This window comes from Thermocaproicibacter melissae (genome assembly GCF_024498295.1).
GTDB lineage: Bacteria > Bacillota > Clostridia > Oscillospirales > Acutalibacteraceae > Thermocaproicibacter > Thermocaproicibacter melissae.
The window spans coordinates 475,917-497,500 of record NZ_CP101827.1 but is presented as its reverse complement, the minus strand read 5'-3'; the positions used below and the strand labels follow the sequence as shown (position 1 = coordinate 497,500).

Genomic DNA, 21,584 nt, shown 5'->3' with positions numbered 1-21,584 from the left:
CCGAGTTCCTTAACTACCCTTCTCCCGCTGGCCTTAGAATCTTCTTCCTGTCTACCTGTGTCGGTTTGCGGTACGGGCGCATCAGATATCCATACAGCTTTTCTCGCCCCACTTCAGGCATACTTCCCTACTCTAATTTCGGTCCCTTACGCCCGGGTCAACCATCGCCCGGGTTATGCCCTTCGCAGGTGTCACTGTACTTAAATCTTTCTGCGGTAACGGAATATCAACCGTTTGTGCATCGGCTACGCCTTTCGGCCTCACCTTAGCTCCCGACTTACTTGGAGCGGACGAACCTTCCTCCAAAAACCTTAGACTTTCGGCCAATATGATTCTCACATATTTCTCGCTACTCATTCCGGCATTCTCACTTCTGTACTGTCCACCAGCGCTTCCGCTCTGATTTCATCCTGTACAGAACGCTCTCCTACCATCCCTTTCGGAATCCCAAGCTTCGGTATATGATTTTAGCCCCGTTGAATTTTCGGCGCAGGGCCACTCGACCAGTGAGCTATTACGCACTCTTTTAATGAATGGCTGCTTCTGAGCCAACATCCTGGTTGTCTGAGCAACCCCACATCCTTTCCCACTTAACCATATTTTGGGACCTTAGCTGTGGGTCTGGGCTGTTTCCCTTTCGACGATGAAACTTATCTCACACCGTCTGACTCCCGCACTTAAATTATCCGGCATTCTGAGTTTGATAGGCTTCGGCAACCTTTCGGCCCCTAGTCCATTCAGTGCTTTACCTCCGGTAATTATGTGCGAGGCTAGCCCTAAAGCTATTTCGGAGAGAACCAGCTATCTCCGGGTTCGATTGGAATTTCACCGCTACCCACACCTCATCCGCTACCATTTCAACGGGAGTCGGTTCGGTCCTCCATGAGGTTTTACCCTCACTTCAACCTGGACATGGGTAGGTCACCCGGTTTCGGGTCGAATACAACTGACTTCTTGCGCCCTATTCAGACTCGGTTTCCCTACGGCTCCGGACCTTAAGTCCTTAACCTCGCCAGTTACATTCACTCGCCGGACCATTCTACAAAAGGTACCCGATCACCCTTTGACGGGCTTTCGGTGCTTGTAAGCACAAGGTTTCAGGTTCTATTTCACTCCCCTCCCGGGGTGCTTTTCACCGTTCCTTCACAGTACTCTTCTCTATCGGTCACCAGGGAGTATTTAGGCTTGGAGAGTGGTCTCCCCATCTTCCCACCGGATTCCTCGTGTCCGGCGGTACTCTGGATACAGCCCCATGTGTTCCGTCTTCGCCTACGCGGCTTTCACGCTGTCTCGCAGGCCTTCCCAGACCTTTCGGCTGACTTCCCACATTTCTTAGCTGTCCGAAACCCCGAGAACATTGCTGCCCTCGGTTTGGCCTCTTCCGCGTTCGCTCGCCACTACTTGCGGAATCTCTCTTGATTTCTTTTCCTCGCCCTACTTAGATGTTTCAGTTCAGGCGGTTCCCCCCGTATACCTATGAATTCAGTATACGGTGACTGGACATGACTCCAGCCGGATTGCTCCATTCGGAAATCTGCGGATCAATACCTACTTACGGTTCCCCGCAGCTTTTCGCAGTTTGTCGCGTCCTTCTTCGGCTCCTGGTGCCAAGGCATTCCCCTTGCGCTCTTTGTAGCTTGACCATGTGATATCGTTCGGTTCTCAAAATTGCAGTTCCCTTAAACAAGATTTCGCAAAACCTTGATTAATTGATAACAACTTTTTCTCGCTTAATATCTGCTTCGTGCTTTATTCAGTTTTCAAGGTACAGACACACAGTGTCATTCGTCGCGCTTTACTCAACCGCTTCCGCAGCCTCGCAGTCGCGCAATTGAGATACTGTATGTTATTTTGCAGGCTCAACCTGCTGGTGGGCTTAAGTGGACTCGAACCACCGACCTCACGCTTATCAGGCGTGCGCTCTAACCGGCTGAGCTATAAGCCCATATCTTCTTCCGGCCAGAGGCTATCAGTGTTTCTTAGCCACAATAGCCGTTGGTGGAGATAAACGGGATCGAACCGTTGACCTCCTGCTTGCAAAGCAGGCGCTCTCCCAGCTGAGCTATACCCCCATATAGGAGTTATTCAACTGTTTGGTCTTTTCTCGTTCTCTTTCCCTGAAGAACCTTCGCCGTCTCCGGCTTGGGGCCTTCAAAATTAAACAACGATTCAGGAATGGTCCTCCGTAATTCTGACCTTGGATTCGCAACAGATTTTCCATCTGTTCGCTCTCTCCATAGAAAGGAGGTGATCCAGCCGCACCTTCTGATACGGCTACCTTGTTACGACTTCACCCCAGTCGCCAATCCTACCTTCGGCGGCGCCCTCCTTGCGGTTAGACTACCGACTTCGGGTATTACCGGCTCCCATGGTGTGACGGGCGGTGTGTACAAGGCCCGGGAACGTATTCACCGCGGCATGATGATCCGCGATTACTAGCAATTCCGGCTTCACGCAGGCGGGTTGCAGCCTGCGATCCGAACTGGGACCATTTTTGGGGATTTGCTCCGCCTCGCGGCTTTGCTTCCCTTTGTTGATGGCCATTGTAGTACGTGTGTAGCCCAGATCATAAGGGGCATGATGATTTGACGTCGTCCCCACCTTCCTCCGTTTTGTCAACGGCAGTCTGATTAGAGTGCTCTTGCGTAGCAACTAATCACAAGGGTTGCGCTCGTTGCGGGACTTAACCCAACATCTCACGACACGAGCTGACGACAACCATGCACCACCTGTCTCAACTTTCCCCGAAGGGCACTCCCATATTTCTACAGGATTAGTTGGATGTCAAGATCTGGTAAGGTTCTTCGCGTTGCTTCGAATTAAACCACATACTCCACTGCTTGTGCGGGCCCCCGTCAATTCCTTTGAGTTTCAACCTTGCGGTCGTACTTCCCAGGTGGATTACTTATTGTGTTAACTCCGGCACGGAGAGGGTCAGACTCCCCACACCTAGTAATCATCGTTTACGGCATGGACTACCAGGGTATCTAATCCTGTTTGCTACCCATGCTTTCGTGCCTCAGCGTCAGTTAGAGCCCAGCAGACCGCCTTCGCCACTGGTGTTCTTCCCGATCTCTACGCATTTCACCGCTACACCGGGAATTCCGTCTGCCTCTACTCCACTCAAGCCCCACAGTTTCAAATGCAGTCCATCAGTTAAGCCGATGGTTTTCACACCTGACTTGCAGAGCCGCCTACGCACCCTTTACACCCAGTAAATCCGGACAACGCTCGCTCCCTACGTATTACCGCGGCTGCTGGCACGTAGTTAGCCGGAGCTTCCTCCTTGGCTACCGTCATTATCGTCACCAAGGACAAAGGTTTACAATCCGAAGACCTTCTTCCCTCACGCGGCGTCGCTGCATCAGAGTTTCCTCCATTGTGCAATATCCCCCACTGCTGCCTCCCGTAGGAGTCTGGGCCGTGTCTCAGTCCCAATGTGGCCGTTCAACCTCTCAGTCCGGCTACCGATCGTTGCTTTGGTGGGCCGTTACCTCACCAACTGGCTAATCGGACGCGAGCCCATCTCTCAGCGGATTGCTCCTTTGATTCTAAAGCCATGCGACCTCAGAATGTTATGCGGTATTAGCGTCCGTTTCCAGACGTTATCCCCCTCTGAGAGGTAGGTTGCTCACGCGTTACTCACCCGTCCGCCACTAAACTGTCTCGAAGCAAGCTCCAAAACAGTTCCGTTCGACTTGCATGTGTTAGGCGCGCCGCCAGCGTTCGTCCTGAGCCAGGATCAAACTCTCTAAAAATTTGGTATATATACGTCCGAAGACGTTTATATCAATTTCTAGAGCCTCTTAGCTCTTTTCGATACACTAACGTGTATTCGTAATCTCTTTGCGAGTATCTCTACTCTAAGGAAAATTACGGGTTCCGTATTCCTTACTCGTTGTTTAATTTTCAAGGTCCCATGCGGTCCCTCAGCCTTTTGGCTTTCGTTTCCGCAGCGCCCTTTCCGCAAGGCGCTTGTCTATAATACCTCACGTCGAACCGTTTGTCAACACCTTTTTCGAGTTTTTTTCGCAGTTTTTTAAAAATTGATTCGCCAGGAACACAAAATGCATATCAGTGAAACGAAAACGTCGCTGTGACACCGCTGTTATATTGGTCTGGGACATACTTTACTTCTACGGAATTAGGTTTCTTACCGGCAGCAAGGGCAGCTCGAAGCAGCCATTGCGACAATTCACCGGAGCCCATCTTCTGAACAGTAGCATTAAAGTTATCCTGAATCAAGAAAACAGCCGTGGTCTTTCCGGCCTTGATTAATGGTACCAACTGATTAATAATATTCTGATCCTTGGCATTTGTTGCAGAAGAGACAGGAATTCCACGCTTTCGAAAATAGTTATCGCGGACCGAATTGCAGTTATGCAACACAAAGTTAAAAGAAACAGACTCGCTCTTCAGCTGGTCCTTCGATAATTCAGAATACAGCTGAGATATCTGATGCGATTTTTTGATAACCGAATCTGTAACATTAAAATAATTATAGATGAGCATCGAATTATCGCACCATGTGAGGTCAAGGTGATACCAGCTGCCATCGATCTGGATCTCATTCCACATATGGCCGACGCCGTTATGCCAGCCGTAAACAAGCGTGCAGTTGATTCCGACGCGGCCGGCTAGAAGCTGCATCGCACGGGAATAGCCCTCACAAACGGCTTTTCCGCTGATGAGAGGTCCGCAGGCACTAAAGGGCTGCCAATTTCCAGAGCTTTGCGTTGCCGCTGAGTCATATACGCAATGGGAAGCAAGATAATGAAATAGATATTCTTCCCGCGCAAACTCACTCAAGCCAGACGGAATCGATGAAATTACTTTAGAAACGGCAGAATCGAGCTTTTTTTGCATCGCAATACATTCATTCGGGGACAGGACTGAAAACAGCTGAATGTCGGTTTTGCCATTATGCTTGCTGAATCCGTAAACGCCAGCGACCCAAAAAACTTGCGGATTATCATCGAGATAAGCGAGCATGCCCAACTGTATCTCGGTTTCCGTAACATCGCCGGAATAGGTAATCGTGCGGATGGGGTAATAGCCAGAATCCGATTTTTGCTCGGAAATCCAATTGACATTATCACCAATCAATCGGTAAATACTGCGCGCGGCTTTGGATTTCAGCGCCAGATAGCACTCCTGCTGCTTCACAGGGGTGTATTGCCTGGAGGTGCTTTTGGAGGTAACTGCCACATTCTTCTCGGTTTTTGAAGAACTTGGAAGTACCTTTTCGATTTTCTTTACTGTGCGGACCTCATCGGCAGCTGATGTGGTTGCTTCGCTAACTACAATCTCGGATGTTTTCGGTTTATCACTACTGGCAGTAAGGCGTGAGACGTTATCCTGAGTGATATTTGTAACTTGTTTGATTGTTTTATCGAACTGATTGACTAAGTCTTTGTGCCCTGCATAGGAAGATACTGCGACCGAATCCAGGACGACGGCTGCCGTTGTACACAAAATCGCAGAAATTGTACCTTTTCTCACCAAGAGTACCCCCTACGCAGTATTTTTTATTATTATAGCATGGCCTATTACAACATCAATTGATTTTTCCGTGAAACGTCGCTCTGCGCTTGACATTTTGGTCAGATTCCAATATACTAATAAAGCGCGTTCGTAGTAAGAGAAGCGAGCTGCGATTTCAACAAATTTCATATCCGGGTGTGGCGCAGTTGGTAGCGCGGGTGGTTTGGGACCATCAGGCCGCAGGTTCGAACCCTGTCACTCGGACCAAAAATATCCAGTATTCATGCGCCTTTTTGAATCAGTCATAGGCTTTTGACCACTTAATTGACCACTATAAGGTATTGGCGCTAGTTTCCAATCAATAATCAATCAACATGGAAAGCGGCGGAATTCGGAAAATCCGGATTCCGCCGCTTGTCTATTACGCACCATTTGTATCAATCGACTATAAATGTGCGAATTGAACCGGCACTTGGTGCGGCAAATAAGGCTGATAACATAATGTTATCAGCCCAGATTGTCGAAGAACCCATCCAACGCGGTTAAACGAAGGATGGGTTCTCTTGATAATATGCAGGATAGGAAAATAAGCAAAGTAAAATCAATAAAAACCCGGAGGGATGGCCATCCCTCCATTTCCACATTGCCAGCTTTTTGAGATTCATGGCAGCAAACTTAAGCTTAACCCAATTCGTCACTTGAGTTAAGCCCCGGTAGAGCGTGTACCGCATCCCATATTTCACTTTTGCATCGGCGAAGACACGCTCAATGGTTTCTTTTCGTTTTTTGTAAAGCTCTTTGTATTTCGGTGTGTGCCTGATATCTTCCGCAAGCTCCACATAATCCTGCCACACATGCCGCGTTACGGTTTTCGTACAGCTTTTACTCTCGGTGCAGCGAGAACGGAATGGACATTTTTCGCAGATGTAACTCCGGCTTTTGTATTCCCGGTATCCCTCACGGTTGGTTGTTGCATAATGCAGAACCTGATATTCCGGGCAGATCACACAGTCATAATATTCGTCGTATACATACTTCCACCATTCCAGATTTCCTGCTTTGGTCATTGGCCGCTTGTATGCTGTGGAAAGTACCCGCCCGTCGTCAAACACCCGTTTACAGATATGCGGCGTTTTGTATGCGGCGTCCGCCACCACCGTTTCAATTTCAGGAAACCGTTGAGTCACTTTGCCATAGACCGCGTCAAATGCTACACTGTCATGTACGTTTCCCGGAGTCACCTCAACGTCAAGGACAAAATTGTGTTTGTCGCAGGCCGTATGTGCTTCGTAGGCAAAGCACTTCTTGTGTTCTCCCTTTTGGAACAACCCGCTTTCCGGGTCTGTTTTGGACACCATGATTTCTTTTTCCTTCGGCGGTTTCGGAGTACTGTCGAATGGCTTCTTCCCATGATCTTCCCGGTCAGCGTTAACCTCTTCCATTAATTCTGAGGCATATCGCTTTGCCGCCTGAGGAACTGCCTTTTTGATCTTTTTGTTGATGTTGGCGTTTGCTTTGATATGCGTCCCATCCACAAATACTGCTTCCGGCTCCAAATATCCGGCGTAATTTGCCTCCTGCAAAATCCACGAAAACACCTGCTCCACGGTTTCCTCTGTGAACCGGTGCTTAAAATTGTAACTCACAGTGGAGAAATGCGGCAGCTCCTCGTTCAGTGTATATCCCAGAAACCACCGATACGCGATATTCATATTGATTTCCTGCATCGTCCGGCGTAAAGAGGGAATTCCGTACAGATGCTGGATCAGAACAATCTTAAACAGGACGACCGGGTCCACACTAGGACGACCGTTGCCCTCACAATACAAATCTTCTACAAAATCATAAATATGGCTAAAATCTACCGCGCTGTCAATCTTTCGCAGCAGATGATTTCCCGGCACCAATAGGTCTGTATTCACAAATTCCACTGCATCTCTGCGTAGTTTTTCCCGTTCCAGCATCTTTCATCACCTGTCTATATTTTACCATTTTACAACGAAAAAGCCCAGCTTTCACTGGACTTTTTCGACAGGCTGAGAGAAGAATTCCAAAGAATTCTTCTCTGTTTTTCTTCTAAGCCGCCGCAAATTACTGATAAAGCGGATAACGGCTGCAAATGTCTTTTACGGTTGCATGAATCTTTTCTTTCGATGCTTCAAAGTCAAATATCGCGAGGCTGATGCACTCGGCAATCTTGTCCATATCGGCTTCGTTCAGGCCGCGTGTTGTAACAGCCGGAGTTCCGAGGCGAAGGCCGCTTGTAACAAACGGGCTGCGCTTCTCATTCGGAACCGTATTTTTATTGGCAGTGATATTGACGGAATCCAGGCGCTGTTCCAGTTCTTTTCCGGTCAGTTCCATACCGCTCAGGTCGATCATCATAAGATGGTTGTCTGTTCCGCCGGTTACCAGCTTGACGCCGCGCTTCATGAGGCCGTTGGCGAGTGCCTGCGCGTTTTTGACGATGCGATGGCCGTATTCCTTAAATTCAGGCTTCAAAGCCTCACCGAGGCAAACTGCCTTGCCGGCGATGATGTGCATGAGCGGGCCGCCCTGTGTACCTGGGAAAACTGCCTTGTCAATCGCCTTTGCGTACTGCTCTCGGCAAAGAATCAAGCCGCCGCGGGGACCGCGAAGCGTTTTGTGTGTAGTGGTGGTGACAATGTCTGCCCACTCCACCGGGTTGGGATGATCCCCGGAAGCGACAAGGCCAGCAATGTGCGCCATATCAACCATCATGATGGCACCACAGGCATCGCAGATTTCACGGAATTTTTTGAAGTCGATTATCCTCGGATAAGCACTTGCACCGGAAACAATAATCTTCGGCTTCACTTTCATAGCGGTTTCATAAACCTTGTCGTAATCTATGCGGCCTGTCTCGGGGCTGACGCCATAGGGAACGAAATTGAAATATTTTCCCGAAATATTCACCGGAGAACCATGTGTCAGGTGGCCGCCTTCCGAAAGGCTCATTCCCATTACCGTATCGCCGGGCTGGAGAAGTGCAAAATACACCGCAGTGTTGGCCTGAGCACCGGAGTGCGGCTGAACGTTGGCATGTTCTGCACCGAACAGCTCACAGGCGCGTTTGCGGGCGATCTCTTCCACAACGTCAACGTACTGGCAGCCGCCGTAATAGCGTTTGCCCGGGTAACCTTCGGCATACTTGTTGGTAAGGACGCTGCCCATAGCCGCCATAACCGCAGGAGAAACTATATTTTCTGAAGCAATCAGCTCCAAATTGTCGCGCTGACGCCCAAGTTCCTTCTTCATAGCCGCTCCGACATCGGGGTCGACCTTAGAAACATAGCCGATGGTATCCATCATATCACTGTACATGCCTTTCAATTCCTTTCCCAATTGATTTTGCTAATATTATACCCTTTAGCGCATAAAAGTGCAATCTTACCCAAGAAATGCGCGGAAAAGGTTTGGCCTTGTAACGAATCCATTTTTGTACTAAAATGATAAAAACAGTTTCGCAAGGAGTACTCTCATGACAAAAAAGCAACGCGCCGCACTCGCTGTGCAGGCGTTGAAAAAAGAATATCCGGACGCCATTTGTTCCCTTAACTACAAGGACCCGCTTCAGCTGCTGATTGCAACCCGGCTTTCCGCACAATGTACGGACGCTCGGGTTAACCTCGTTACCCCTGCTCTTTTTAAGCGGTTCCCGACGCTTGACGCATTCTGCAACGGCACGCAGGAAGAAATCGAAGAATACATTCATTCCTGCGGCCTCTACAAGACCAAAGCTCGTGACATTCTGGCAATGTGCCGCATGCTCAAAGAGAAATTCAACGGTGTTGTTCCCGACACAATTGAGGCTTTAACGCAGCTTCCGGGGGTCGGGCGCAAAACCGCCAACCTTGTTGTGGGCGATATTTACCACAAGCCGGCTGTGGTAACGGATACACACTGCATCCGCATCTGCGGACGGCTCGGCTTGAGCGAAGGCAAAGACCCCGCAAAGGTGGAAAAGCAGCTTCGCGCGGTTCTCCCGCCGGAGGAATCTAACGACTTCTGTCACCGGCTTGTTCTGCACGGAAGGGCTGTTTGTACCGCGCGAAACCCGAAATGTGAAAAATGCTGCATGAACAAATTCTGCAAATCTTCCACCGTCAAAGACGAATCAACTGCATAAAAGAAAGGCTCGGTGCGTAATGCACCGAGCTTTTTTTCATATTGATTTACTTTATCATCAGCTTGCAGATCTGATTGGTGTACTCGACCGGGTCATCAATCGGAACGCCTTCAATCAGCAGAGCCTGCGTATACAGCAGGGACGCATACTCCTTGAGCGTATCCTTATCGTTCTGATAAAGGCTGCAAAGCTTTTCAAAAATCGGATGGTTGGCGTTGATTTCCAGAACACGCTGCGTCTTGACTCGATCCTTATCTACATTCGGCATAGAGTTGAGCACTTTTTCCATCTCCATGGAAATCATGCCGTTTGTGGAGATGCAGACCGGGTGAGTCTTGAGCTTCTTAGAAAGGACGACATCGGTGACCTTGCCTTTGAGGGAATCCTTCATGAAAGCAAGCATGTCCTTATTCTCTTCAATCTTTTTCTCCGCTTCCTTCTTTTCCTCTTCTGTTTCGAGGCCGAGGTCATCAGCGGAAATCGACTTGAATTCCTTGTCGTTATATTTCATCAGCATGGAAATTGCGAATTCGTCGACAGGATCGGTCATGTAGAGAATCTCATAGCCGCGCTCGCGGACAGCGTCAGCCTGCGGCAGCTTGTCGATGTGCTGGATGGTGTCGCCGCATGCGTAGTAAATATATTTCTGATCTTCCTTCATGCGGTCCGTGTATTCCTTCAAGGTAACGAGTTTCTTTTCCGTGGAGGAATAGAACAGCAGCAAATCCTTCAGAACATCCTTGTGCATGCCATAATCTTCATAAATGCCGTATTTCAGCTGCAGGCCGAAGTTCTTGAAGAACTTCTCATACTCTTCCCGCTTGTTTTTGAGCATTGTCTCCAGCTCGGAGCGAATCTTCTTCTCAATACGCTCGGCAATTAGTTTGAGCTGGCGGTCATGCTGAAGCATTTCTCTCGAGATATTGAGCGACAAATCCTGCGAATCGACGAGGCCGCGCACAAAGCTGAAATAATCCGGTAGAAGGTCGGCGCATTTATCCATAATCAGCACGCCGTTGGAATAAAGCTGAAGGCCCTTCTCATAATCGCGGGTATAGAAGTTGAACGGAGCATGCGCCGGAATGAACAAAAGCGCATGGAAGTTTGAAGCACCTTCCACATACATGTGAATTGATTTGGCAGGGTTCTCGTAATCGCTGAATTTACTCTTGTAAAACTCGTTGTACTCGTCCTGGGTGATTTCGTTCTTGTTCTTGCGCCAAAGCGGAACCATGCTGTTCAGCGTCTCGGTCTCGGTATACTTTTCGTATTCGTCTTTGCTGCCTTCTTTCAGACGGCTTTTCTCCATATCCATCTTGATGGGATAACGGATATAGTCAGAATACTTCTTCACGAGGCCCTTAATGCGGTACTGGTCAAGAAACTCGCTGTATTTCTCATCGTCCGTGTCGGGTTTCAGCTTCAACACAATCTCAGTGCCGTGCTCCGCCTTCTCGCAAGGTTCTACCGTGTAGCCTTCCGGTCCAGAAGATTCCCATTTCCATGCTTCGTCACTGCCGTAAGCCTTACTGGAAACAGCAACATGCTCGGCCACCATGAACGCGGAGTAGAAACCTACGCCGAACTGGCCGATAATCTCAATATCTTCGTTCTCTTTGCCCTGTTCTAAATTCTTCTTGAAATTAAGCGAACCGCTCTTGGCGATGGTGCCGAGGTTTGTCTCAAGTTCTTCCTTGGTCATACCGCAGCCGTTGTCGGAAATGGTAATGGTACGGTTTGCTTGATCGAGACGGATGCGAATTTCAAAATCGTCGCGGTTCAGTCCGGTTTGACCATCCGTCAGTGCCTTATAATATAGCTTGTCGATTGCGTCGCTTGCATTCGATATCAATTCGCGAAGAAAAATTTCCTTGTGCGTATAGATGGAATTGATCATCAAATCCAAAAGACGTTTAGACTCTGCTTTGAATTGCTTCAAAACAATGCTCTCCCTTCTGGACAAAAAAGAATTAGCACTCTTTACATTCAAGTGCTAATTCAATGATAACTCCTTGCAAGCAAAAATGCAAGTGGTCAATTGTTAAATTTTCTTTACATTCCCCTAGCTTTTCGGAACGTAATCGTGGTCGACTGTAATGGCGGCGTAATAGGTTGAATTGAGCTTATGGATTTTATCCGACACCACCTCGACCAGCTCATCGTCCTTCATAGAAAAACCGAACGGCACACAGATGTCAAAGACTAAATTCGAGTGGGTAGGCCCCCAGACCACGCGGAAATCGTGCATTGTAATTTCCGGGGAAATCGTATCAAGAAGCGCTTCTACCTGTTTTTTGAGCTCGTTTGTGCGCGCATCATCGGTAATAATCGGGTCCATGTGAATTACAAGATGAATCCCTTTTTCAGAAAGGAACTCTTTTTCAATATTATCAATGAGGTCGTGGCTTTCGAGAATATCGCGTTCCGCAGGAACCTCGCAGTGAACGGAAGCAAAGCATCCCCCGGGGCCGTAGTCGTGGACCGTAAGGTCATGTACTCCGATAATGCCTTCTTTTTGCGTGATGGTGCGGTAAATATCGTCTACAAGAACATGGGAAGGCGCCGCGCCGAGGAGTGGGTCGCTCGTCTGGCGGATAAGCCGGTAGCCCGTTATCATAATCAAGACGGCAACGGCAGTTCCCATATATCCGTCCAGATTATAGCCGGTAAAGCGTGTAATGAGGGCGCCAACAAGGACAACAGACGTCGTGATGACGTCGCTTCGGCTGTCAGCTGACGCAGCCATCAGCGTTTCCGAATTCGTGAGCTTTCCCACTTTGCGGTAGAAAAGTGACTGCCAGAGTTTGAGCAAAATAGAAAGGCCGAGAATCAGTGTCGCGAGCAGAGAAAAATCGGTTTTCTCCGGTGAAAGGATTTTATGGACAGAATCCCGGGCAAACTCGAAACCGACAACAAAGATGAGCAGCGACACAATAAGGCCGCTGATATACTCAAACCTTGCGTGGCCGTAAGGATGCTCGCGGTCCGCCGGTTTGGAAGCCATGCGGAACCCCACAAGGGTAATGATGGACGACGCGAAATCAGTCAGGTTGTTCATAGCATCGGTGGTAACCGCAATACTGTTTGCAATGGTTCCTGCTATGATTTTTGCGATGAAGAGGATGAAATTCGTAATGATACCGACGATTCCCGCAAAGCGGCCATAACTTCTGCGCACTTCCGGGTCATCGAGTTTTTCGGAATTACGCACAAAAAGGTGAATTAATAGTTTTGTCATAGCGCAGCCTCAAACAGATTTCCGCCGCTGCTGTCGATGGCAACAATCAGTGGGAAATCCTTTACCGTTAATTTTTTGACCGATTCACAGCCCAGGTCTTCAAAAGCAATCACTTCGAGGGAAGTAATGCACTTGGCGGCAAGCGCACCGGCTCCGCCGACAGCGCAGAGATACACTGCCTTGTTTTGTTTTATGGCCTCCACAACCTCCGGTGAGCGGTCACCCTTTCCAATCATGCCTTTCAAGCCGAGGTCGAGCAGATGGGGCGTATACGGATCCATGCGCGCTGATGTGGTCGGGCCGCAGGAACCGATTGCCATACCGGGCGGCGTGGGTGTCGGGCCTGCATAATAGATCACCGAGCCGCGAAGCGGAAACGGAGGCTCCTTTCCTTCTTGAAGCATCGCAAAAATGCGCTTATGTGCCGCGTCACGGGCTGTGTAAACCGTACCGCTGAGCAACACACGGTCGCCTGCTTTCAGCGTTTCTGCCCATGACTCAATGTCTTTCACATCAAGAGAACGTGTATCCAAACGATTACCTCCATCTAGCCGCCATTGCTGCCGGCCGGTATTGAAAAAGGGAACCGCCTGAAGCAGTCCCCTTTTGCGTAATGACAACGGTTAATCCAACATCTTTTTCTTTTTTAAGAAAGCAAACAATCCGCCGGTCAGCACAACCGCAAGTGCCAGCGGGAACCAGAACTGCGGCAAAGGGATTCCTTTCACGTTCATTCCGTACAGTCCGAAAATCGTCATTGGAAGCGCTGCGAGCAGTAAAACCGAAACCAGATGACGCATAACGGTATTGAGATTATTGGAAATGACCGAGGAGGAAGCGCCCATGATGCCATTTACGATATTCAGGTAAATGTTTGACATATCAATTGCCTGCTTCACTTCTATGAGCACATCTTCCAAAAGGTCCTGATCATCCTCGTAAAGCTTTAGAACCCTGCCGCGCATGATTTTTTCTAGCGTAATCTCGTTGCCTTTGAGCGATGAAGAAAAATAAACAAGCGACTTTTCAATGCTCAGGAGCTGAAGTAATTCCGCATTCCGCATGGAACGCCTCAGTTCTGTTTCAACATAATTGCTAATCTTATCAATCTGCTTCAGATACTGAAGGTAACGCGATGCAACCCGAAGCATAATGTGGAGCACAAACCTCGTCTTTAGGTTTGTCTGTACTCCGCGCACAAGCCCCTGCGCAAACTCTCCTACCACCGGGTTATCCTTAATGGAAACGGTAATCACATTGCGCTCTGTGATAATAATGCCGAGCGGCATGGTGGTGTAAGTTATGCTTTTACCTTCTTTTTCAACAACCGGAATATCAATGACAATCAGTGTATTTTGGTCTTCGTGGTCAATGTGGGAAGATTCTTCTTCATCCATTGCCGCACGGAAAAAATCCGGCTCAATGTTAAAATCTGAAATCAGGCTGTTAATTTCTCTGTCGTCTGGTGCGACGCAGTTAATCCAGCAACCCGGTTCGCACTCTGGAATCTGCATCATGCGCCCGTCTTGCGTTTTGTAATAGGACAGCATTGTGTTCATCTCCTTGATTCAGTTTTCGTCGAACATTCCCATAAGGGTCGGGATTCACAATGCCACCCCCTTTATGACTTGCATACACGTGAATATTATAACACAGCAAACTCGGATTACAAGAGTGCACAGGAAGTTTCATGCTCTGTTTTTTAACTTTGAGTTCAAAATCGCTGAATTTCGCCTTATACGGTTATTTTTGGCCGATTACGCAAGAAAAAGCTCCGCATTTCTGCGGAGCTAATTTGCTTCGGAAATTAATTCTTGCGGCTGAAAATCTGCATGATATCCGTAAAATCATCGTCAGCAACCATGTCTTCGTTGCTGGAATTCTTTCCGGACTCAGCCTTTCCTGCCGATTCTTGCTTGTTCTGAGATCTTTTAATCGTAAATGGCTCTTCGGCATCCGCTGTTGGAAAACCGGTGGCAATAACCGTTACGCTCATTTCATCATCCATATTCTCATCAAACGCGGCACCCCAGATGATGTTCGCATCTTCGTGCGCCTGCTGGGAAATCATGGACGAAGCCAATTCCATTTCGTCAAGGCCGATATCTGGCGAAGAAGTGATATTGATAATCACGCCGCGTGCACCATTGATAGATGTTTCGAGCAGCGGGCTGGAAATTGCCATTTTTGCCGCTTCTTCCGCCTTGTCTTTACCGGAGGCATGTCCTACGCCCATGTGTGCGTAACCTGCATCCTTCATGACTGCGGTGACATCTGCGAAGTCCAAATTGACAAGGCCCGGCAGTTTAATCAGGTCAGAAATACTCTGAACGCCCTGACGCAGGACATCGTCTGCAACAGAGAACGCATTGAGCAGCGTAATGCGCTGTTCGCTGACAAGTTTCAAACGCTCATTCGGAATCACAACAAGGGAATCTACATGTTCTTTCAGCGCCGCAATGCCGCTTTCCGCCTGTTCCATACGACGGCGGCCTTCAAACTCGAACGGCTTTGTCACAATACCGACCGTGAGGACGCCCATATCGTGAGCAATTTCGGCAACGATTGGTGCTGCACCTGTTCCGGTGCCGCCGCCCATGCCTGCGGTGATGAAGACCATATCGCTCCCGCGAATCGCAGCGGCAATCGCCTCACGGCTTTCATCGGCTGCTTTTTGTCCTGTTTCAGGATTGGAACCGGCGCCTTTACCATGCGTAATCTTTTCGCCGATTTGAATTTTCTGTGTCGCCTTAGAACGGTACAGTGCTTGCTTGTCGGTATTTATGCTGATGAATTCTACACCCTGTACACCCGCGGTAACCATGCGGTCGACTGCATTTCCGCCGCCCCCGCCGACACCGATTACTTTTATCTGAACGATATTGTCAAAGTCGTTGTCAATCTCAAAAGGCATTGCGCCGCTTCCCCCTTATTATTGATACACAATCGCTCACAAACCCATAATGTAATTATACACAATTTCCAGCTAAATTCAATCTATTTTTCGAGTTCTCAAAGATAAGCGTGCTATTTTTTTGCTGTTGCAGAAGAAACCGTTGCAGTGTTTGGGTCAAAATATGCCCGATCGGTGTCTCCTGCCGTCGACATATTGAGGGTACCTGTTTCAGTAGGCTTAATTTGGGTTTTTAGGATTTCTTTGGCAAATTTTAGCTTATAGGGCAGGTCTGTTGCTGTTCCTAAGTTAATGGTAATCCGTCCGTCATAAATGAGTAAGATGCGGGAAACCTGTGAAAAATCCGAGGAAGTTATGTTGCTGATGCCACTTTCCTTGATTGCTTCTAGCGTACTGCGGAAGGCGGTTTCCTGCATGGAATCCGCAAACTCGATTTTTGAACCTGCCTGTGCTTTTTTAATGTTCAGCCCCTCTATGGTCATGCAACTTTCTGGGGCAGAAGAAGCCGTTTCAAGAACTGTCTCATCACTGCCGATGATAGCGTAGCCTGAACCATACACGACCGCGCCTACGATTTTTGCTTCTTCCACTGCAATGGAGATCCCCGTGGGGAAATGTTTCGATATCCTGACAGAACCTATGTATGGAAGTGATGTTCGGATCTTTTGCACATCCTCTTTTGTTCTTGTTAGCACAAGGTTGTCCCCAATTTTGATGCCGCTTGCCTGTATGATTTGTTCTTCCGTATACCGTGTTTTTCCGCTTACGCTGATATCGGTAATCTTAAACAGAACCGTTACCGAAAGGATAGCCGCAACGCTTAAAACGACAATGAACAGGGTAAGGTAAAACGCTATCAGCACACGTCTCCGGTGTTTCCGGCGGCGAAGAGCGCGTTCTCTGGCCTTTTCGGAAAAAGCCGGCGCCTGCTGCTCTGCTCGGTAGTAGCCAGCCCTCTCCGTACGTGGATTGCGCAGAGAGGGCTGATAGCCTCTTCCCCCGTCCCTCTGCATTCTCTTTCCTCCTCTAGATTCGTTTTACATCTGCACCGAGATTGCGAAGATTTCTTTCAAGGTTTTCATAGCCGCGGTCAAGATGGTTCAGACCGCTGATTTCCGTCGTTCCGTACGCTGTTAGGCCGGCAACAACAAGTGCCGCACCGCCGCGCAGGTCGGTAGCTTCCACGGAGGCGCCGGACAGTTTCTCAACGCCGTCGACAATAGCGACGCGGCCTTCCACTTTTATGTTAGCACCAAGCCTGAGAAGCTCACCTACATGTTTATATCGACTTTCAAATATATTTTCTACAAAAACACTTGTGCCATCCGCAACGCTGAGCATTGCCATGATCGGTGCCTGTGCATCGGTCGGAAAGCCCGGGTACGGCATGGTTCGTATACTCTTGACCCGATGCAATCTCTTCGGCGGAATAATCGTCATTTTGTTTCCGTTTGTTTTCAGAACACATCCGCTTTCTTCAAGCACAGGAACGATTGGCTCCAAGTGTTTTGGAATAATATCGGAAACAGTCAACGTACTTCCGGTCGCTGCCCCTGCAGCGAGGTAGGTTGCTGCGGCAATGCGGTCCGGAATCACGCGGTGTTCGCAGCCCGAAAGGCGTTTCACCCCTTCAATCGTGACGGTGCTCTCCCCTGCGCCCCTGATTTTTGCGCCGCAGGAATTGAGAAAATCGGCAAGGTCGCAGATTTCCGGTTCGCGTGCCGCGTTGTTGATGACTGTGGTTCCCTCGGCAAGAACGGCGGCAATCAGAATATTCTCCGTCGCACCGACGCTCGGAAACGAGAGGGAAATGACTGCACCGTGCAAGCCATTCGGGACAACACAGTTCAGGCTCCCGTGATCTTCGTTAATGATGACGCCCATACGGCGCAGCGCCATGAGGTGGAGGTCGATGGGTCTCGGCCCGAGTTCACATCCGCCCGGGTAGGAAAGAATGGCTTTCCCCATTCTCGCAACAATCGCGCCGAGGAAAATGATAGAGGAACGCATCTCCCGCATCAGGTCGTCCGGAATGTTGTATCCATCCGCTGAAGTAGGGTCTATTTCGATGTCTCCGTCAGACCGTTTTACTCTGCAGCCGAGGTGGTTCAGAATACGCTCTGATGTGTCCACATCAGACAGCGACGGGCAGTTATGTAGAATGCATTTCCCGCCGCAGACAAGAGAAGCTGCCATCAGCGGCAATGTGCTGTTTTTTGCCCCGTGTATATTAACTTCACCTTGGAGTTTTTTGGCGCCATGTATCAATAATTTTGACATACCAACACCCCCACACATTCTGCTTTTATATTATGCTTTTGGGGGCATTGCGGTGACGACGCCTCAATAGTGCTCGGCAAGCACTTCCTTTATGAGCTTACAGATGCGTGCATTTGCATCGGTAATTGCCATTTTCTTTGCATTTTCGCCGAGCTTTCGTATCGTGTCTGGGGACGCAAAGAGTTCGTCCACTTTGCGGCAAAGCGTTTCAGGCGTCAGGTCCTTTTCCTCAAGGATTGCCGCCGCGCCGCGGTTTACCATAGCCATGGCGTTGTGATACTGATGATTTTCCGCGACATTGGGCGAGGGAATCAAAATGGAGGCGCGACCCTGTGCCTGAAGTTCACTGAGGGTAATGGCGCCCGCACGGCAGATTACGAGGTCGGCAGCAGCGAGGCAGTCCGGCATATCGTTGATATACTCACGGATGTCAAGCTCGGGATGCTGAGCCAAATCGACTCCCTTCTCCTTCAGCAGGTCGGGGAACCATCTTCCCCACTGACCATAGGCGTGGATATGCTGGAAGCGGCCCGTTTTGACGCTGGAAGCAATTAAACCTGCTACGGCTTCGTTAATCGTTCTTGCACCGAGACTTCCGCCGAATGAAAGGATAACCGGACGCTCATCGAGGCCGAGTTTCTCGCGTGCCTTCTTTCGGTCTGCGCGGATAATCTCCTGCCTGACAGGATTGCCGGTGAGGACGCAGCGGGCTTCCGGTGCCAGATATTTCTGTGCATCGGCTACCGCAAGCATGGTGCGGTCTGCGCGTTTGGAAAGCATTTTATTGGTAACACCGGGGTATGCGTTCTGCTCGTGAATCAGGGAAGGAATTTTCATCTTGGTAGCTTCCCGAATGACAGGGCCGGCGACGTAGCCGCCAGTGCCGATGCAGATATCCGGCTGGAATTCGCGGATAATCTTGCGCGCTTCCCAGCTGGCCGTGAAAACATGTACTGCCGCTGCGGCATTTCTTTTCACGTTTTTCCAACTCAGCTTTCTCTGGAAACCGGCAACCGTGATGCTCCTAAAATCAAAACCGGCCGCAGGGACAAGCCTTTCTTCCATGCCTCCCTTTGCGCCGATATAAAGGATCTGTGTGTCCGGTTCATTTTCACGTAAATATCCGGCGACAGCAAGTGCCGGGTTGATGTGTCCGGCGGTGCCACCGCCGGCAAACAGAACTTTCATACTGCAAAACTCCTAATTATGTTTTTTCTGCCGATGACGTCCGTGAGATCGAAAGAACAATTCCCATTTCTGACAGCAGAATGACAAGCGAGGTACCTCCGTAGCTGAAAAACGGAAGGCTGATGCCGGTGTTCGGCACCGTGTTGGTAACAACGGCGATGTTCAGCAACGCCTGCAGGCCAACCTGCAGGACAAGTCCGACGCCGAGCAGCATACCGAATTTATCTTTCGCGCGCAGCGAGATGGAAACGCCGCGCCACACAAGCATAACAAACAAAGCAATAATAATCAAGGCACCGATGAAGCCGAGTTCCTCGCAGACCACGGAAAAGACGAAGTCATTTTCCGGCTCCGGCAGCCACAGATATTTCTGCCGCGACTGCCCGATTCCCACGCCGAGCAGGCCTCCCGAACCAATCGCATACAGTGATTGACGGGTCTGCCACGTTTTTTCCATGATTTCCTTGCTCTCGGTGGAGAAGGGATTCAACCAAACCGCAAGTCGGGTGCTGGTGTAGGAAAGCTTGTGCGAGAAAGCAACCAGATAGACAATCGCCGCGCCGATTGCTCCAAACGCTGCGATAAACCAGCGCATTTTCACACCGCCGATGAACAGCATGATGCCGGCCAGAAGAATAATTATGACCGTAGCTGAGATATGCGGTTCCTTAACAAGCAAAAGGCAGATGGGCAGCAAAATCAGGAGATATGGAAGAATTCCGTGCCGAAAGGTATCCATTTTGCTGAAATTGAGGGAAATCAGATGTGCAAACATTAAGATGGTGGCAAACTTCGCAACTTCTGACGGCTGAAACTGCCCGAGCGGCCCGAGAGAAATCCAGCGATGCACTCCGTTTGTTGCCGGCATGACCAAAACAATGGCGAGAAACACAATAGAAATAAGCAAAATGGGAACGGCCAGCTTATGAAAATGGTGATAATCGAAATAAGAAAGCAAGATCATTGCCGTGACGCCAATCACCGCAAAGACTAACTGACGCTTGATGAAAAAATAGCTGTCGCCCTGTGTATATTCCGCAGAAGCATAGCTTGCCGAAAACAGCATCACAAGACCGATTACGAGCAACGTCATAACGAGGAAAAAGAACGGGAGATCCATTCCTTCCCGCGCGGAGAAAAGACGAAATTTCTTTTTCACCCGAACCGGACGGACAGAATTCTGCTGCACGGTTTTCTGCTGGGCGGTGCGCACGGGTGCGCGCCTCCCTGCGGCGGTTCCATTCGTCAATGTTCGTCACTCCTTTGGGAAAGGGTATGTATGACAGCACGCCGCCGGATAAAGCAGCCGGAAGCTGTTACAGTCCAAAAACCGCAAGCAGAACAGATACTGCACCGAAAATAACAGTAACGATGCTGAACACAGCGCAGATTTTCACTTCGCTCCAGCCACAGAGTTCAAAATGGTGATGAATCGGGCTCATTTTGAACAGCCGCTTTCCATGCGTGGCCTTAAAGTACAGAACCTGAAGTACAACGGAGAGAATTTCGGCCAAGTAAACAATGCCTGCCAGAAGAATCAAGATCGGCAGATTTAAAGCGAAGCCGAGCGCGCACACAATGCCGCCGAGGAACAGCGAACCGGTGTCACCCATAAAAACCTTTGCCGGGTTGAAATTCCAAATAAGAAAGCCGAGGCAGCCGCCTGCCGCAGCCGCAGCGAATATTCCGACCGGTGTAAGGCGCAAAAATCCTGCAATCGTGAGGAATGTAAGGCTTACGAAAAAAGTAACTGATGCGTTCAGTCCGTCAATTCCGTCGGTAAAGTTGACGGCGTTGACCATGCCGACAATTCCAAGCAAACAAATAACCCAGTACCAGATTCCCCAATCGACACTGCCGGCAAACGGAACAAGCATCCTGCTGCCTGCCCCGAAGCGGTAGAGTGAATACAGGTATGCTGCCGCAACAAGGAATTGAAGAACCAGCTTCTGCCGAACGTTGAGGCCTAAATTTCTCTTTTTTACGGCCTTGATGTAGTCGTCCAGGAACCCAATCGCTCCAAAGCCGCAGGCCATCAGCATACCGCCGACAATCTTGACGTTCATTAGCATTACAGAAGGACTTTCTCCGCTTTGATCGAAATACAATGGGACGCAGATTGCGACAGCGACAATCGACCCGATTATGAACATCAAACCACCCATAATCGGGGTTCCGCTCTTTTTCTTATGCCATGCCGGTCCCTCACTTCGGATTGTCTGACCGAAATTAATTCTATGAAGGAACGGTATCATCCATTTTCCAAGCAGGGCTGTTATGCCGAATGAAATTAATGCCGCTGCTGCAATCAATACAGAATTCATACTAAT

The 21,584-nt window shown here is 49.3% G+C and carries 14 protein-coding genes, 3 tRNA genes and 2 rRNA genes (1 of these 19 only partly in view); 2 read left to right on the top strand and 17 right to left on the bottom strand.

Annotation, left to right across the window (positions count from 1 at the left end; genetic code table 11):
• The 5 genes from NOG13_RS02480 to NOG13_RS02460 form a co-directional block, all read right to left on the bottom strand.
• Positions 1–1,643: ribosomal RNA gene (locus NOG13_RS02480) — 23S ribosomal RNA — on the bottom strand (it extends 1,189 nt beyond the left edge of the window).
• A gap of 225 nt (positions 1,644–1,868) precedes the next feature.
• Positions 1,869–1,945: transfer RNA gene (locus NOG13_RS02475), tRNA-Ile, on the bottom strand.
• Between the two features lie 51 nt (positions 1,946–1,996).
• Positions 1,997–2,072: transfer RNA gene (locus NOG13_RS02470), tRNA-Ala, on the bottom strand.
• Between the two features lie 168 nt (positions 2,073–2,240).
• Positions 2,241–3,758, bottom strand: a 16S ribosomal RNA gene (locus NOG13_RS02465).
• The 16S and 23S rRNA genes sit together here with 2 tRNA genes alongside, the layout of an rRNA operon.
• Positions 3,759–4,074: 316 nt before the next feature.
• On the bottom strand, positions 4,075–5,502 hold the full coding sequence (locus NOG13_RS02460; RefSeq protein WP_283110719.1) for a transglutaminase domain-containing protein: 1,428 nt from the start codon (positions 5,500–5,502) through the stop codon (positions 4,075–4,077).
• Between the two features lie 173 nt (positions 5,503–5,675).
• On the opposite strand from NOG13_RS02460, the gene NOG13_RS02455 reads away from it, so the two are divergent.
• Positions 5,676–5,751, top strand: a tRNA-Pro gene (locus NOG13_RS02455).
• A gap of 275 nt (positions 5,752–6,026) precedes the next feature.
• Here NOG13_RS02455 and NOG13_RS02450 read toward each other — a convergent pair.
• Both NOG13_RS02450 and NOG13_RS02445 read right to left on the bottom strand, forming a co-directional pair.
• Positions 6,027–7,448 carry an IS1182 family transposase gene (locus NOG13_RS02450; protein ID WP_283109454.1) on the bottom strand — a complete coding sequence of 474 codons (1,422 nt, stop codon included), beginning with the start codon at positions 7,446–7,448 and terminating at the stop codon, positions 6,027–6,029.
• Positions 7,449–7,575: 127 nt separating this feature from the next.
• Positions 7,576–8,829: a serine hydroxymethyltransferase gene (locus tag NOG13_RS02445; RefSeq protein ID WP_283110718.1), complete on the bottom strand. Its 1,254-nt coding sequence runs from the start codon at positions 8,827–8,829 to the stop codon at positions 7,576–7,578.
• A gap of 157 nt (positions 8,830–8,986) precedes the next feature.
• On the opposite strand from NOG13_RS02445, the gene nth reads away from it, so the two are divergent.
• Positions 8,987–9,634, top strand: coding sequence for an endonuclease III (nth, locus tag NOG13_RS02440; protein ID WP_283110717.1), 648 nt, complete (start codon positions 8,987–8,989; stop codon positions 9,632–9,634).
• A gap of 46 nt (positions 9,635–9,680) precedes the next feature.
• Here nth and htpG read toward each other — a convergent pair whose 3' ends face one another.
• The 10 genes from htpG to mraY form a co-directional block, all read right to left on the bottom strand.
• Positions 9,681–11,579, bottom strand: a complete 1,899-nt coding sequence (gene htpG, locus NOG13_RS02435; RefSeq protein ID WP_283111137.1) for a molecular chaperone HtpG — start codon at positions 11,577–11,579, stop codon at positions 9,681–9,683.
• A gap of 117 nt (positions 11,580–11,696) precedes the next feature.
• Positions 11,697–12,872, bottom strand: coding sequence for a cation diffusion facilitator family transporter (locus tag NOG13_RS02430; protein ID WP_283110716.1), 1,176 nt, complete (start codon positions 12,870–12,872; stop codon positions 11,697–11,699).
• On the bottom strand, positions 12,869–13,405 hold the full coding sequence (locus NOG13_RS02425; protein WP_283110715.1) for a Fe-S-containing hydro-lyase: 537 nt from the start codon (positions 13,403–13,405) through the stop codon (positions 12,869–12,871). The genes NOG13_RS02430 and NOG13_RS02425 overlap by 4 nt, the downstream gene beginning before the upstream one ends.
• A 90-nt stretch (positions 13,406–13,495) precedes the next feature.
• The gene (locus tag NOG13_RS02420; protein ID WP_283110714.1) at positions 13,496–14,422 is read right to left on the bottom strand and encodes a magnesium transporter CorA family protein; all 927 of its coding nucleotides are present in this window, start codon (positions 14,420–14,422) and stop codon (positions 13,496–13,498) included.
• Between the two features lie 257 nt (positions 14,423–14,679).
• Positions 14,680–15,786, bottom strand: coding sequence for a cell division protein FtsZ (ftsZ, locus tag NOG13_RS02415; RefSeq protein ID WP_283110713.1), 1,107 nt, complete (start codon positions 15,784–15,786; stop codon positions 14,680–14,682).
• A 113-nt stretch (positions 15,787–15,899) separates the two neighbouring features.
• Positions 15,900–16,799: a cell division protein FtsQ/DivIB gene (locus NOG13_RS02410; protein WP_283110712.1), complete on the bottom strand. Its 900-nt coding sequence runs from the start codon at positions 16,797–16,799 to the stop codon at positions 15,900–15,902.
• A 13-nt stretch (positions 16,800–16,812) separates the two neighbouring features.
• Positions 16,813–18,066, bottom strand: a complete 1,254-nt coding sequence (gene murA / locus NOG13_RS02405; RefSeq protein WP_283110711.1) for a UDP-N-acetylglucosamine 1-carboxyvinyltransferase — start codon at positions 18,064–18,066, stop codon at positions 16,813–16,815.
• 63 nt (positions 18,067–18,129) lie between these two features.
• On the bottom strand, positions 18,130–19,254 hold the full coding sequence (murG, locus tag NOG13_RS02400; RefSeq protein WP_283110710.1) for an undecaprenyldiphospho-muramoylpentapeptide beta-N-acetylglucosaminyltransferase: 1,125 nt from the start codon (positions 19,252–19,254) through the stop codon (positions 18,130–18,132).
• A gap of 16 nt (positions 19,255–19,270) precedes the next feature.
• Positions 19,271–20,503: a putative lipid II flippase FtsW gene (gene ftsW, locus NOG13_RS02395; RefSeq protein ID WP_283110709.1), complete on the bottom strand. Its 1,233-nt coding sequence runs from the start codon at positions 20,501–20,503 to the stop codon at positions 19,271–19,273.
• Positions 20,504–20,570: 67 nt separating this feature from the next.
• Positions 20,571–21,578 carry a phospho-N-acetylmuramoyl-pentapeptide-transferase gene (mraY, locus tag NOG13_RS02390; protein WP_283110708.1) on the bottom strand — a complete coding sequence of 336 codons (1,008 nt, stop codon included), beginning with the start codon at positions 21,576–21,578 and terminating at the stop codon, positions 20,571–20,573.
• Between the last annotated feature and the right edge of the window lie 6 nt (positions 21,579–21,584).

Excerpts from the sequence above, each read along its gene's own strand:
- ftsZ (WP_283110713.1), bottom strand. The coding sequence starts at position 15,786 with ATGCCTTTTGAGATTGACAACGACTTTGACAATATCGTTCAGATAAAA.
- NOG13_RS02410 (WP_283110712.1), bottom strand. The coding sequence starts at position 16,799 with ATGCAGAGGGACGGGGGAAGAGGCTATCAGCCCTCTCTGCGCAATCCA.
- NOG13_RS02420 (WP_283110714.1), bottom strand. The coding sequence starts at position 14,422 with ATGCTGTCCTATTACAAAACGCAAGACGGGCGCATGATGCAGATTCCA.
- NOG13_RS02445 (WP_283110718.1), bottom strand. The coding sequence starts at position 8,829 with ATGTACAGTGATATGATGGATACCATCGGCTATGTTTCTAAGGTCGAC.
- murG (WP_283110710.1), bottom strand. The coding sequence starts at position 19,254 with ATGAAAGTTCTGTTTGCCGGCGGTGGCACCGCCGGACACATCAACCCG.
- nth (WP_283110717.1), top strand. The coding sequence starts at position 8,987 with ATGACAAAAAAGCAACGCGCCGCACTCGCTGTGCAGGCGTTGAAAAAA.
- mraY (WP_283110708.1), bottom strand. The coding sequence starts at position 21,578 with ATGAATTCTGTATTGATTGCAGCAGCGGCATTAATTTCATTCGGCATA.
- NOG13_RS02450 (WP_283109454.1), bottom strand. The coding sequence starts at position 7,448 with ATGCTGGAACGGGAAAAACTACGCAGAGATGCAGTGGAATTTGTGAAT.
- NOG13_RS02430 (WP_283110716.1), bottom strand. The coding sequence starts at position 12,872 with ATGACAAAACTATTAATTCACCTTTTTGTGCGTAATTCCGAAAAACTC.
- murA (WP_283110711.1), bottom strand. The coding sequence starts at position 18,066 with ATGTCAAAATTATTGATACATGGCGCCAAAAAACTCCAAGGTGAAGTT.